This is a genomic window from Paenibacillus phytohabitans (genome assembly GCF_013141775.1).
GTDB lineage: Bacteria > Bacillota > Bacilli > Paenibacillales > Paenibacillaceae > Paenibacillus_AQ > Paenibacillus_AQ phytohabitans.
This window is the reverse complement of sequence record NZ_WHOB01000043.1, coordinates 52,575-67,398: the sequence shown is the minus strand read 5'-3', so window position 1 is coordinate 67,398 and position 14,824 is coordinate 52,575. Positions and strand designations below refer to the sequence as shown.

Here is a 14,824-nt window from a genome sequence, read left to right as displayed (position 1 = left end):
TCATGATCCTCCTTTAGGCGTACGATTCCCAGATGATCGGTTCGCTCTCCGCTTCACCCGGCTGCGAATCGTCAGTCCCCTCAAGCCCGGTGATACCGCCCGGCCCTCCATCCGGCTCCATAGCCGGCAGCGGCAGCGGACGGCGGAGCGCATCCAGCCCGCGAAGCTCCTCCCAGCCTTCGAGGATGATATGCGCGTTCGTGCCTCCGTCCGCAAAACAGTTCAGCGCTGCGGCACGGGGACCCGCCCACTCCTGATGCTCCCTGCTGAAATAAAAAGGCGAAGCGCCGATATCGAAATGCTTCATCGGCGTATGGCCGGACAGGAACGGAACATACCCCCGGCGGTCCAGCATCAAGACAAGCTTAATCAAGCCGGCGATGCCTTCTGCACACAGCGGATGTCCAATATTGGGCTTGGCAGACCCGATGCAAAGAGGCGGTCCGCCTGCCTTGCGGTACACGGCTTGGGTCGCCTTCAGCTCCAGCAGATCGTTCACCTCCGATCCTGATCCGTTCGCTTCAATGTAGCCGATCTCCTCCGGCTGCTTGCCGCTCCGGACCAGTGCCTGGCGCATCACTTCTGTCTGCGCCGTATAATTCGGCGCAGCCGGTCCCGCTGTCCGTCCGTCATTGTTCACGGCAACTCCCTTAATGACCGCATAAATCCGGTCTCCGTCTATCAGCGCTTGCGCTACAGGCTTAAGCAGTACGATTCCTGCTCCTTCCGACAGCACCACGCCACTCGCTTTCCCGTCGAAGATATGGAATTGCGGCTCAGGACTCAGGATGCCGCGCTGCCGGAACAGCCGGTGCGATTTATCGGATACGAGCAGACTGACACCGCCGACAAGCGCGCATTCGATCTCGCCGGCAAGCAGTGCCTGTACCGCCACGTTCAAGCCGACGAGCGCCGACGAGCAGGCCGTATCCAAGACCACACTCGGACCCCGAAGGTCAAAATATTGCGAAATGTTAGCCGCCAAATAGTTCGTTCCGACCGCCAGAATCGGATTCCGGGCCTGCAGCAGGCTGGCTTCGTCCGGCTCATGACGGCTCCGCGCGCCGATATAGACTCCGATGCTGCGTTCCTTGATCTCCTCCGGCACATAGCCTGCATGATGCCATGCCTTCAGGCTCTCCTCAAGCAGCAGCAGCGCTTGAGGGTCCATCGCGTTCGCGTCTTCCTCCGACAGGCGGAAATGTGAGGCAGGCATCGTGCGCGAACAGTCAAGCAGCCCTGCATAATCAGCTGCTCCACCCGTCCAGTTATCCCGGGTTACCGTTCGGATCGCCGACCTTCCCTCTGACAATAGCCGCCAGTAGCCGTCCGGTGTCTCCGCTCCCGGGAACCGGCAGGACAGGCCGATGACCGCGATATCGGCCGGCCCCGTTCCTGTCCTCACTGCCGTGGCAGGAACGGGGGCTGATTTTGGTTCGGGAGTCGGTTGAACCGGCTGTTTCTCCCGGCCGTTTTGCGTCGCTCCGAGAATACCCTTGTCCTTATCCGAAGCTTCTTCTTCCGGATTCGTTGCGGCCCCCAGGGAGAACGATGCGCCGTGTTTATCCGCCAGCCACTCCGACAGCAGGCGGATAGTCGGATATTCATATAGTACCGACGGGTCCAGATCAATGCCGGCCGACTGCCGTACGGTTCGCAGCACCTGGGCAAGCATAATGGAATCGACGCCGTATTCGGTGAACGGCGTATCGGGATCAAGCCGCGACTGTGCAAGCTTCAGTTCCTTCGCAAAGATGCCGGTCAAGAGTGCCGACACGGAATACAGAAGGCCTTCTCTCCCGTCTTGTCCGTTATTATGGGCCGTCCCCTGCCGCACAGGCTGAGACTGCGATTCCCCCTGCCCGCTCCCCAGGCTGCGCAGCAGCAGCTGTTCCGGCTTCCAGCGCTGCGGATCGATGACGGCCGGCAGCACGACCGGTCCAAGGCCCCGGGCTAGAATACGATCCAGCAGCCTTAAGCCTTCGTCATTCGTATGCGACAGCAGACCACTTTGCTGATAAATCCGGCTCTTCACTTCGCCTATGCCCGTTTCCTTCCAATTGGGCCACTGGACGCTGACAACCGGGATTTCCCCGCGCCATGCCTGTGCCGCGTAATCCATATAAGCATTCGCCATTGCATAATCACTCTGTCCGGATGCAAGCGCCGGCACAATGGACGACACGGACGAGAACAGCATGAAGAACTGCAGCGGCTCGCTTTTCATGCAGCGGAGCAATACATCCAGCCCTGCTGTTTTTGGAGCCAGCACCTCCCGGATGCCGCTGCCTGATTTCCGGATAAACGCCGGCGTCTCCTGATCGACGATCCCGGCGCAATGAAGCACGCCGCCGATCCGGCCCCAGGTGGCTCTGACTTCATCGAAGCAGCGGCGCACCGCCTCTTCATCGGTCAGATCAAGGGACAGCACCTTCACCTCGGCCCCCAGTGCCTCGAGCTCTCTTACGGCCCGGATTTTCCGCCCGATCGCGCTGTCTGCATCCGCCTCGTATGCCTCCCACTGCGCCCGGGGCGGAAATGCTTCCCGCCCCGTCAGCACCAGCCGCCTAACGCCCCGGCGGTTGACGAAGTGCTTCGCGCAGAGCGCCCCTATGCCGCGGGTACCCCCGGTAATCCACAGCGTTTGCCCTTCCGGAAACGAGTCGGGCGTCACTTCTCCGCTATCCATAGTCAGCTCACCCAAGCAGGCGCGGTACCGCGTCCCGCTTAGGTAGCGCACCTCGGCCTCCTCACTATCCGCCAGCAGCTCGGCGGCAATCGTCTCCGCCATAATAGGCTCACCGCAATCCGGTCCGAAGTCAACATGCCGTGAACGAAGATGACTGTATTCGCTCTGCAGCATCCGGTACAAGCCGGCCCGCACAGCACCCGGCAGATTGGCCGGGCCACTCTCCGCCTCCAACCCCCGGGTTACGCCGATCAGCGTCAGACCGTCCCGGCTCCCGAATTCGACCAGCCGCTGAAGCCAGGTTATCCAGTCTTCCGCCTCACCGCTCCGCTGCTTCCCGCAGCCGATTAAATCAATGAGACCCGAATAGACCGCTTGCTCCGGTGCGGGCTTGTCCAGCTCGCCGCGCAGCTGCTCGGGGCCGATGATCCGGGCCGGAGCAAGCTTATGCGACAGCAGCAGCGCTAACGGCTTCGTCTCCTCCGACGCCAGAATGGCGACCGTTCCGCGGTTGCTGCCCGGCTCTGCACGGAGAGGGCGAGGCTCCCATTCCTTCCGCAGTATCCGCAGGCTGCGCCCGGCATGCGCGTCTTCGCCATTACGCTGCGCCTCCTGCCGGTGCTGTTCCGCCGCCGCGATGCCCCCGGCACCTTGTACAGGCGGCAGCCAATACCGTTCCTTCAGGAACGGATACGTCGGCAGGCTGATCCGCCGGGGCTTGCGGTCCCCATACCATGCGTCCCAGTCCGCCGCCGCCCCTTGCACCCACAGCTCAAGCGCCGGCTTCGCCTTCTTTTGCCAGATACAGCGGTTCATCAGGGGAGTCAGCTCCTGCTCCAGCAGGCGCCGGTCGGTGAGTGCGCGGCCTGTAATCACACCGTCTCCCCCGCCAGCAGACAGGTAACTGTTCAATGCATCAATAACCGCTTTTCTGGAATCCGCCTGAAAAGCAAGCCGTACGTCCATTGCATCACGGCCAGTCTGCAGCGTATAGGCAACATCGGCCAAATCGATCTGCTCCCGGGTAGCGATCACAATTGCCAGGCTTCGGGCGTAGTCCGCCAGCTGCTCACCGCTTTTGGCCGACAGCACGAACAACGGCTGAACGCCCGTCCCGGCGGAAGGTCTCTTGTCGGTATATTCCTCAAGGACAAGATGGGCATTGGTTCCGCTGAAGCCAAACGAACTGACCGCAGTGCGGCGCGGCGCTCCTTCGCGGCTCTCCCAGTCCTTCGTCTCCGTATTCACATAGAACGGCGAATCTTCGCAGGAATAATGCTCATTCGGTACCCGGTAGTGCAGCGTCGGGACGAGCTTCTTATGACGCATAAGCAGCACGGCCTTCTGGATGCCGGCGATGCCGGCTGCCCCGGATGTATGGCCAATATTGCTTTTCACGGAGCCGATAGCGCAATAGCCTTTACGGTTCGTTCGTTCCTTAAATACGGCCGATATTGCCTCAAGCTCGATCGGATCGCCCAGCTTGGTGCCGGTTCCGTGCATCTCCACATAACCGATGCTCTCCGGATCAATGCCGTATTTCTCATAGATATCCCGCACAAGCTCCATCTGGCTGCTCAAGCTCGGCGCGGTGATGCCGTTCGTTCTCCCGTCCTGGTTGATGCCCGATCCGAGAATGACACCATGAATGGAGTCACCGTCCGCCTCTGCGTCTCCCAGCCGTTTCAGGACGATGGCGCCGACTCCTTCGCCGGGTACGAACCCGTTGGCACTGTTATCGAAGGCTTTGCACTGCCCGTCAGGTGAGAGCATGCCCGCATCGCACATCGAAACGTACGTTTCCGGGGTCAAATATAAGCTCACGCCGCCGGCCAGTGCCATATCGGTTTCCCGGTTCAATAACGCCTGGCAGGCCAAATGAACAGCAACAAGCGAGGAGGAGCAGGCCGTATCAATCGGGATTGCCGGCCCCTTCAGATTCAGGTAATAGGCCAAGCGGGCGGCCGCTATGGCGTGGCTGCTTCCCGTCGTATGGGCAAAGCCAAAGCCGGAAGACATGTCCGCCTTTCCTCTCTCTCTGCATAGCGCCCCGTATTCGCTGCTCATGATGCCGAGATATAGACCGCACTTCATGCCGTCCAGCCGCTGCGGGCTATATCCGGCGTCTTCAAACGCCTTGTACCCTTCCTGCAAAAACAACCGGTGCTGCGGATCCATCCATTCCGCTTCCGTCGGCGATATATGAAAAAAGAGCGGATCGAAATCCGCAAAGTCTTCGAGCATTCCCAGCCATTTGGCATATATTTTTCCTTTTTGAGGATGCGGATTGTAGTAGTTGCCGGTATTCCAGCGTGACGGGGGAATCTCCTTGACGGAATTCCTTCCCGCCGACAAATTGTCCCAATACTGCGGCAAATCGTCAGCCTCCGGATATTTGCCGGACATTCCGACAATCGCGATGGCTTCCCGGCCGGCAACCGTCCGGTCCGCAGGCTTATTCCGCCGCCCGTCTATGTTCGTATACGATTCGGCTGCGGCTGTCTGTCCTTTGCCGGATGCCAGAAGCGCCTTGGCTTCATCCGGCCGGATTTCCTTTCGCATCAGCGCCTGCAATATCTGTTCCGCATTCATCGGCATTCCCTCTTTTGCCATAAATTCAATTCCCGAACAAATTCATAATCCGGTCCCGCACTTCATCCTGAAAGAATGTCTTGGTGTGCATGTCAAGCTCCTGCTGCACAACTTCCGGAAGCTCCCTGCGCAGAGACGCGGTCAAATGGTCTTTGAGCGTTATTAAGGATATTCTTGGTTTCTCCGCTAACTGTCTGGCTACGCCGTACGCATGCTCCAGCACTTCATTCCTTGGCAGTACAGGGAACGGAACACCTCTTTTCTGCAGCTCCGCGCCCCGATAGCTGCCTGCGCTGAGGAGCATTTCCTGCGCCAGGCTCATGCCCAGCTTACGGGGTACGATCAGCGTGGAGCCGAAGCCGGGCGTAAAGCCGTATTTCATAAAATTCGTATTGTATACGCTTTCCAAACTAAGAATGACTATATCTGAAAATAACCCGAGCACGAATCCGCCGCCAATTCCGTGACCCTGCATGGCGGATATCACCGGGATTTTGCAATTTAAGGCCAGGCTGTACACATCGAGATCGGTGAACCGGGCGCGGCCTTCATGAAGGCTTAGCAGTGACTCACGGGTACCGCCGGAGGCGAAGTAGCTATCGTATCCGGTCAGAATGACCGCTTTGCCGTCCGGATTGGCATCGATCTCCGCAAAGGCCGACCGCAGCCCGGCGATCAGCTCTCCGGAGAACATATTCCGGTTAGCACGGTCCTCCATCGTAATTTGGAAAATGCCTGCTTCCGCTTCATCCAGCCGAACGACCGAAGAGAACATTGCCATCAGCCCCCCCAGCTGTATTCACGGTGATAATCCCGGACCTGCACAAGCTCCAGCCGGCCTTTACCCCGCAATGCCTGCCAAGCCTCCGGGATCAGCTGTGAATGGGGCTTCGCATTACGGGTTCCGAATTTGATCGCCTGCGTATCCCGCAAGAGCTCATCGTATTCCGCCATTGACAGCGGGTAACGTTCGCCCAGCGCCCGTTCGATGCCGAAACGCCGCTGCCGCCTCTGGCCTTCCGCCGTCACGACACCGCTATAAAACTCGGAGCAGCATCCCGAGCCGTAAGAGAAACAGCCGATTCGCCCCGGCGTCTCGAAGCTGCCCTGGTCGATGGTGCCGGCGAGAGACAGAAACAGGGTCGCACCCATAATATTGCCTACCCGCTGGCAATAACTGATTCCCGGCATAACACGCCGGAAGAAATCCTCCTCGATTTCAGCTTGCCCCGCCTTTGCTTCCTTTCGCATCATGGTGCGGTGGGCACCCTTGACCATTCCGCCGAATGGCGTATGGCTGGCCAGATACTGGAACGTACTCCGGTAATCCGCGCCGATTACCCGCTTTTTGTATTCCTGGAACGTTTGCTGGCAGCAATCCAGGTAGGAGAGCAAGGATAGATCCACATCGCCCGCCTCCGTATCCGGAACAGGGCGGCAGGTATCCATCACTTCATATCCGTAATAACCGTTCGCTCCGATATCGGCTTCGAATACAGCCGGATTCTCGCCGACCAGCACCGCTGCTGCACCCGAGCCACCGCTCGGTTCAGCGAACGACCAGTCCGCCCCTTCAGCCTCGGCGGCGTCAGCTGCCGAGAACCGGGAGATGTCTGTCGCGATCACCAGCGCCTTGGCTCCGGGCGAGGTTTGCGACAATACGAAATTGACGGCCATCTGGAATCCTGCTGTACCGGAATAACAGGCCTGTTTGATTTCGAATAGCCGGCAGTTCCGGCTTAAACCCAGATAATGATGGATGTAGGTGCTGAGCGATTTGCCGAAATCGATGCCCGATTCCGTGCAAGTCACAAGCAGTTCTATCCGCCCGATCTCCTCCGGTGTCATATCATCGAGGAGCGGTTTGGCGGCGTTGACGCCGAACGTAACGGCATCCTCATAGGGCATCGCCACCGTTTTTTCCTTCACCAGCAAATTCTCGAACCGGGAGGTGTCCAGGCTGCGGAATTTGGCCAGCTCGAGAACATCCAGGCTGGCCGACCCGCCGTACACATTCATCGCTTCGATTCCAACCGAGACCATCGTATCGCACTCCCATCGTTTATTTTGAAGCTTCCGTATAGCGAAGCTGCTGCAAGTAATGACCGGCTTGGCCGCTGTCCAGCGTCCCCGCGTATACCTTTTCCAATATCTCGTCGACCGACAGCTCGGCCTCAGCCATGCCCGCGTTAGGCGGACCTTCCTTTTCTGCCTGCGTTTCCTGTACGTATTCCGCAAAATCATGCAGCGTCGGATAGGCGTAGATTTGGGTTGCCGTTATTGCTGTACCGAACAGGCGGTTAACTGTCTGAATCCATTCCACGCCGATGACCGAATCCAGCCCCAAATCAACAAATTTCCGGGAAGGATCAATCTCTTCAGGCTTCATATACAAAGCTTCCGCCAAGCTTACAGCCAGCTGCTTCCGCAGATCCGACCGCCCTGCGGATAGAACGGACACCGGCGGGTGAAGGACCGCTTCCTCCTTCGGCAGATCAGCAATACGCCCCTCGGATGACGGGGATATCAGCTGGACCAAATACCCGGAAAAATCCCGTAATGTCGGATACTCATACACTTTCGTTGCCGGAATTTTCGTGCCATACCGTTTGTTAAGGGTCTGAATCCATTCAACCCCGATAATGGAATCCAGCCCGAAATCAACGAACTTCCCGCCCGGGTCGATCTCGCTGCGCTTCATGTAGAGCGCCTCAGCCAAGCTAAGTGCCAGTTCTTCCTGTAACGCGTGCTCGTTACCGGCTTCGCGCAGGTCCCGCCTGCGCTGCGGCTCCCTGCCGCTGGACGCTCCGGCGGTAGGGGGCAGCAATTCGGAGGAAGGCTTGAGCGAGATGAACGGTCTGGAACGGTCTGCCGCTTGTACGGTGCTCTTGGACCCGTATTCGGTTACGGGCCGCAACGCTGTTATCCCCCGCAGCTCCGAAACTTCCTGCGTGCGGGCTTCAGCCGGTGTAGCCGTCTGCGGCTCTACATGCGGCTTTGTCGCGGCCGGAGCGGAGACCACCGGGTATGAACCGGACTCGTACCCAACCGGCGCAGTGTCCGGCGCTTTCGGCTTCTGATCCGAGGCCACTTTGCCCCTTCTGTCACCAATCCAATACCGCTCCCGCTGGAACGGGTAGGTCGGCAGTCCAATCCGGGGAACAGGAACGCCGGTGTACATCGCCTGCCAATCGAGATCGTAGCCTGCGGCGTACAGCTCCGCCAACGCATGAAGGCCGTTCTCCAGGGCCGCGCCCCGTACCGATTCTATTTCCCTGATAATGCCTTGTCCCAGCTCTTCGAAGAGCGGTTGACGGCGGAATTTCCCATTCACGCCAAGGTGCCCGGCACTGAAATACCCGCCCGAATCGCGTCCTTCAAGCAGCACCTCGAGCTTATCCTTCATATCCTCCCGGCTTTGAACGACGAAGGCGGCCCGTGCCCCTGCGAAATGCTCCCTGCCGTTCAGCAATGCGGCGCATACTTCGGCAATCCGGTACGCTTCTCCATTCCGTTCGAGCCATAGCAGTAAATCTCTCGCCCGGTTCTGTAACGCTTGCTCCGATTTAGCGGATATGCACAGCAGTTCGTGTGAACGGTCCAGCGGGGACAGAATCTTCCGCTCCGGCGCTTCTTCTACCAGCACATGGGCATTCGTACCTCCGGACCCGAAGCTGCTGACGCCTCCCCTGCGCAGCGGATGACCTTCCGGCAAAGGCCAGGACTGCTGCTCCGAGGCAACGAAGAAGGGGGACTGGTCCAGCGAGCAATGCGGATTCAGCTCATGAAAATGCAGTGAAGCCGGAATACTCCGGTTCCGCATGCTAACCACAAGCTTAAGCAGCCCGGCGATCCCCGCAGCTCCCTCTAGATGTCCGATATTCGTCTTAATCGAGCCTAAACCGCAGTAAGGCTGCGGGAAATCCTCCGTTTTACCGCCGGACAGCCTGGTGAACGCCTCCTTCAAGCCGCCGATCTCCACCGGATCACCGAGCGAAGTGCCCGTTCCGTGCGCTTCGATATAGCCGACCGTTTCGGGAGCAAAGCCAGCCTTAAGAAGAGCGGCGGCTACCAGATCGGCCTGCTTGGCCGGATTCGGAACCGTAAGTCCGCCGGCCTGGCCCCCATGGTTAACAGCCGTGCCTTTGATAACGGCAAGGATGGTATCCTGATCCCGCAGCGCTTGATCAAGCGGCTTCAGCAGCACCATGCCGGCTCCTTCCCCGCGCACGTATCCGTTCGCTTCGGCATCGAACGTGCGGCAGGCGCCGTCCTTCGACAGCATCCCCGCCTGGTAATAGGTGATGCTGTTGGCCGGGTGGCACATCAGATGGATGCCGCCCACAAGCGCCTGCCCGCATTCTCCATCAGTCATGGAACGTACGGCCTCATGTATGGCTACAAGCGAGCTGGAGCAGGCCGTATCGATCAACAGACTCGGACCATGCAGATTAAAATAATACGAAAGGCGGTTCGGCAGGGCCGCCATAGAAGCGCCGGGACCGTAGTAAACCTCGTGCTTATCCAGCAGCCGCTGATAATCAGAGCCGCTGGCCCCGATAAACACACCCGTATCGCTACCGGCCAGCTCCTTGGCCGGATAACCTGCGTGTTCGAAGCATTCCCAGGCAAGCTCAAGCAGCAGACGCTGCTGCGGGTCAATCCATTCGGCTTCCTTCGGGGAGATCCGGAAAAACGAAGGATCGAAGCCCGAAACATCATCCAAAAAACCGCCCCTATCGATTCCCCTATGGGATTGAGCCGTATCAACGGAATCCGGCCACTCCCATCTGCCGGCCGGCATACGCCCGACGGCGTTTCTTCCTTCCTGCAGCAGCTCCCACAGTTCATCCAGATTGGACACGCCTCCGGGAAACCGGCAGGCGGCGGCAACGATAGCGATACCGTTCTCCGGTGCCGCTTCACCATTCCCGGCAGCAGCTTGACGCAGGTTCCCGCTATCCGTGCAATCCGGAGCATCAACGGGCTTCACTGCGGCAACCTCCTCTTCGGTTTGCGGCTCCCGGGCGGCAGCCTGCTCCTCCAAGTAAGCAACGATGAGCTGCGGCGTATTATATTGAAAGAAAAAGGCCGGCTCCAGTCGGACAGAAAACTCGTGGCTGATCCGTTCGTTCAGCTCCAGCAGATCCGCCGAATCCAGTCCCATCTCCATCAAAGGCTGGTCCATGGAGAATTCTTGACCGCCCCCCAGAACGAGACCGATAACCTTCGTCACGTAGTCGCGGATCAAGCCGTTTCGGGATGGAACATTTCTGGCCGGCAGCGGCATCTTCGCCGCGGGTAACGCTTTCACTTCTTCAGGCGAAGGCGATGGTGCATGCTTATGCTTCTGATGCCGGTGCTGCAAATCGTATTCGATCCAGACGCCTTGGCCCTCGTTCGCGGTATCGAGCGGCCGGTAGCCCGGTATCAATTGCTTAATCTCCGCCCCATGCCATTCGTGAAATCTTAAATTCGGGTCCGCCGGGCTGCCATGCTCGTTGCGCAGCCGGATATAATCCTCCAGCGGGACCCCGGAATTCCGCGAGTAATTCTTGCACCGGGTAATGCCTGCTACGGTATGCACTCCGCTAATCAGGCTGCATCGCAGCAGCATAAATTCCAGCAGCTGGTCCCCCAAATTCCGGTGCTGCATCCCGGGCAGAATGTTCAGTCCAAGCAGCTGGACTACCGGTCCATTCTCCTCTTGCAGCTCTTCCAACCGGCCGAAGGAAGCCTGCCTCAGCTGCCCGGATGCTCCAATTCTCTGGGAGTACACCGCTCCGGCTATTCTTCCATCCACTTCAAGGACAAGCTGACCCGCCGGGTCCTGCTCCCATCTGCTCCGGATGGAGGAGGGCGGTGTCCGAAGATCAGGCTCCCAGCATGCCTCCTCCAGCTCCTCTAGAGCCGGCATATCGTCCAGACGGGCATACCGGATTCTATAGTCTCTCCGTTCGAACCGGTTCAAGGTAATACGGCCGAAGGGCATCGTCTTTGGGTATTTGCGGAAATAATTAGAATCCGGAAACAAGCCCGCCTCGGATGCGGCCATTAGAAACTGCTCTGCACCTACAAGAAGCTGCTGGGAGAAAGCGTGGTAAGCATCGAAATGCAAGCTTTCGCATTTACTTATATAATCGCGTACTGTCCGCGTCTCCAGGCCGTGTACCTCCAGGATGATTATACCGTCCTTACCCATGACGGATGCCCAGCGTTCCAGATGCTCCACCAGGCTTTGAAACACGTCGGTTCCCGGAATTTCATTCCCTTCCGAATCCGTATACGGCTGGTCGAAACGGACCCGCGAGCGGGCAGCGGCCGACACCTGATCTGCCGGCGGCAGGTAAGGGCGGTCATGATCGAGAAACGAACGGACATGCAGAATATGCTCCGGGTCCCCGATCCCCAGCTCCCTCAAATCCCGGATCACCTGGGCCGGATCGCCAATATTGCCCTTAAGCACCAGATGCTCCGTTCCCTGCAGGGTCAGGCTTGTCGCGTCCAGCGCCTTCCCGTTATAATCGATGCCGATCAGCTTAAGCGGATATTCCTGCAAATGCCGGCCCCGGACCGTTTTGTCCCGGATGATGGCATGCATCTTCTTCAACAGGGAGCCGTCCCCACATCCCATATCGGCGATATATTTCGGCTGCTCCGCGAGCGGCTCACGGTTGAATATCGCCAGGACGATTTCCTCCATATCGGAGAAATATTTTTCATGCTGAAATCCGCTGCCCACGACATTCAACGTCCGGTCGATATGCAGCTCATGCCCTTCCCCGTCATGTCCGAAGACTGCCCTGGAATCCCCGAACAGAAGCTCGTCCATACTCATGAGCATCGGCCGGTAGGCGGCCATCGCCGCGGTAATGAAAATACGGTCCACCATAAAGCGGCCCGTATCAGTCAGGCAATCCTCTTCCTTAACTTGCGCCAGCCAGCCGTGATGTGAAAAGTAACGCTTAATCTCCTTACGGGTGCGCGCCCCCATGTTCTTCAGCAGCAGCGTGTTGCTTCCGTCTTGCCCGTAGCTTAGCTGGCCGTTTTCTTTCAGTGCCAGGAGGAGCGGAATCACCAGCAAGCCGTCCATAAACCGGGCCATGACCGGGTTCTGCATATCCCACTGCCGCTCCGACCGTTCGATCCAATGCTCCAGTGTGAGCTTGGATGGGTTTCTTTTTAAATATGATTTCATCGGAAAAGACAACAGCGGCACGCCTTCCTCCCGCATCTGTTCATGAACATCGGCCGAAGCCGTGCGGATATAAGCATCCCCTTCGCTTCTCTCCACCCAATGCATCGATTCAAGCATGTTCAGCGCGATGCGTAAAAAACCCTTGTTGGCGTTCAGTTTCCCGCAAAGCTCCTGAAAAGAAACCGGGTCCGTCAAGGACAGCTCCGCGAAAAGTCCCTGCTTGCTGCATGCTGCAATGACGGGAATGGCTACATAGCCATTACTATAATCGTTCAATATCGTCAGCATAGATTATTCGTCCTCCCAAGGAAATTGTCCCTTCTCCACATAGCGGTAAATCTTCTCCAGATTCCGGGGGTCCGCGAAAATCTTCTCGTTAGCCGCCAAAGCTAACGGTTTGGATGTCGTCAATATCGCGCGCAGCTCGTTCATATAGGTTTTGTAATGCGCAATCGCGGGTTTCGGCAGCTTCTTGAGCCGGAGTAAATGCCTGCGGAGCAGCATTTCGCTGTCCGGGCCGTACCCGTCCACAATCCCCCACGCATGCGCTTCCTGTACCGGAATCGGCTTCGTTGTAAGGGTCATATAATGTGCCTTCTGAAAACCCGTCCGCCGAATGAGAAACGGTAATACGCAAGCAGGAAAAAGCCCGAACAGAAGCTCGGACAAGCTGAACTCCGCCTTCTCGTCTGCCAGCACGATATCGCAAGCGGCTGCGAAGCCTACCCCTCCGGCGTTCGCTTTGCCTCTGACATGGGCAATCGTAATGAATGGACCTGTCGCCAGCTTCTGCCACAGGGCATACAAAGGCTCCGGACGATTGTCCAGCGGCTCCCCCGCTGTCAGCTTGGCATGTATACCCTTGAAGTCAGCACCCGTGCAGAAAATACCGTCCATGCCTTCCAGTACAATGACCGACGCACTTTCCTCACATTGCGCCAGGGCGTGTGAGCATTCTTCGACCAACCGGTCGTTTATCGTATTGCCGGCTTCCGGACGGTACAGCTGAAGATAACAGACCTGCCCCTGAGCCCGGACCTTAATCGTGTCATAGTTCATGAGGTCCACCTGTATTCCCGGTGATATTCCCGGATTTCCTCCAGAACGAGGCGTGCACTCCCGCTTACAGACTTCAGTGCGCCGGGCAGTACTTCCGGATCAATCTTCAGATTGCGCGTGCCGAATCGAAGCGCGTTCGCAGGCTGGAACAACGATTCATATTCGTCAATCGATAGCGGATAACGCTCATCGAGCTGTTGGCCGATCATGAAACCGCGCTGAAGCTCCTGCCCCTTAGCTGAAGCAACTCCGCTAAAAAATTCGGAGCAGCAGCCGGAGCCGTAAGAGAAGCAGCCGATTCGGCCCGGCGTATCCAGACTTGCATGATCGATCGTACTCGCCAGCGAGAGCAGTGCCGTCGCGCCCATAATATTGCCAACCCGCTGGCAGTACACCATACCGGGCCTAACCCGCCTTTGGAAGTCCGCTTCAATTTCAGGCGGCTTCGCCTGGGCCAGCTTCCGCATCATCGACCGGTGGGCACCCTTCACCATTCCCCCGAAAGGGGTATGGAAAGCGAGATATTGAAAGGTCTCCTTGTAATCGGCTTCCGGCACCCTTTTTTTGTACTCCCGGAATGTCTGCTCGCAGCAGTCCAGATAAGACATCAAGGATAAGTCGGCATCGCCGGCTTCGCTGTCGGGAACCGGGCGGCAGCTGTCCATCACTTCATAGCCGTAATATCCGCTCGCCCCTACGTCGATCTGAAATACATACGGACGGGAGCTGACCAGCACAGCAACAGCGCCGGCCCCGGCGCTCGGTTCGGCGAACGACCAATCAGCCGTCAGCACCTCCCCCGGCTCCACAGTCATGAAGCGGGAGATATCCGTAGCGACAACGAGCGCCTTCGCACCCGGTGATGCTTGAGACAGCACGAAGCTGATGGCCGTCTGCAGGCCCGCGATGCCTGAGTAACAGGCCTGCTTGATCTCGAATAACCGGCAGTTCCGGTTCAGACCCAAATAATGATGTATATAGGTGCTAATCGACTTGCCGAAGTCGATGCCTGATTCCGTACAGGTGATAAGCAGCTCAATCCGATCCTTTTCTTCCGGCTGCAACGCATCAACTAGCGGCTTCGCCGCATTCACGCCGAAGGTGACCGGATCTTCGAACGGCAGCGCGACAGCCTTTTCTTTCATCATCAAATTGTCGAACCGGGTTGTATCCAATCCGCGATGCTTGGCCAGCTGCAGCACGTCCAGAAAGGCGGACCCTCCATAGACATTCAACGCTTCAATTCCGACAGGCATTCTATTCTCGCCCTCTCTGCTTTAAGTTTC

The 14,824-nt window shown here is 58.1% G+C and carries 5 protein-coding genes and 1 pseudogene; all 6 read right to left on the bottom strand.

The annotated features are described in order from the left end of the window. Positions 1–13: 13 nt before the first annotated feature. A pseudogene (locus tag GC101_RS36150) lies at positions 14–5,116 on the bottom strand (type I polyketide synthase); the annotation flags it as partial. Between the two features lie 190 nt (positions 5,117–5,306). Continuing rightward, positions 5,307–6,056 carry a polyketide synthase gene (locus tag GC101_RS15920; protein ID WP_171718083.1) on the bottom strand — a complete coding sequence of 250 codons (750 nt, stop codon included), beginning with the start codon at positions 6,054–6,056 and terminating at the stop codon, positions 5,307–5,309. 5 nt (positions 6,057–6,061) lie between these two features. After that, on the bottom strand, positions 6,062–7,324 hold the full coding sequence (locus GC101_RS15915) for a hydroxymethylglutaryl-CoA synthase family protein (RefSeq protein WP_171718030.1): 1,263 nt from the start codon (positions 7,322–7,324) through the stop codon (positions 6,062–6,064). A gap of 19 nt (positions 7,325–7,343) precedes the next feature. Next, a complete protein-coding gene (locus tag GC101_RS15910; protein WP_171718029.1) occupies positions 7,344–12,767 on the bottom strand; it encodes an AprA-related methyltransferase in 5,424 nt (1,807 codons plus the stop codon). Between the two features lie 3 nt (positions 12,768–12,770). Next, positions 12,771–13,538 (bottom strand): enoyl-CoA hydratase/isomerase, encoded by a 768-nt coding sequence (locus tag GC101_RS15905; protein ID WP_171718028.1) that lies wholly within the window; start codon positions 13,536–13,538, stop codon positions 12,771–12,773. Next, positions 13,535–14,794, bottom strand: a complete 1,260-nt coding sequence (locus tag GC101_RS15900; protein ID WP_171718027.1) for a hydroxymethylglutaryl-CoA synthase family protein — start codon at positions 14,792–14,794, stop codon at positions 13,535–13,537. Before GC101_RS15900 ends, GC101_RS15905 begins: the two co-directional genes overlap by 4 nt. Positions 14,795–14,824 lie beyond the last annotated feature (30 nt).

Coding starts and splice junctions, on each gene's coding strand:
- GC101_RS15920 (WP_171718083.1), bottom strand. CDS start 6,056: ATGTTCTCTTCGGTCGTTCGGCTGGATGAAGCGGAAGCAGGCATTTTC.
- GC101_RS15915 (WP_171718030.1), bottom strand. CDS start 7,324: ATGGTCTCGGTTGGAATCGAAGCGATGAATGTGTACGGCGGGTCGGCC.
- GC101_RS15910 (WP_171718029.1), bottom strand. CDS start 12,767: ATGCTGACGATATTGAACGATTATAGTAATGGCTATGTAGCCATTCCC.
- GC101_RS15905 (WP_171718028.1), bottom strand. CDS start 13,538: ATGAACTATGACACGATTAAGGTCCGGGCTCAGGGGCAGGTCTGTTAT.
- GC101_RS15900 (WP_171718027.1), bottom strand. CDS start 14,794: ATGCCTGTCGGAATTGAAGCGTTGAATGTCTATGGAGGGTCCGCCTTT.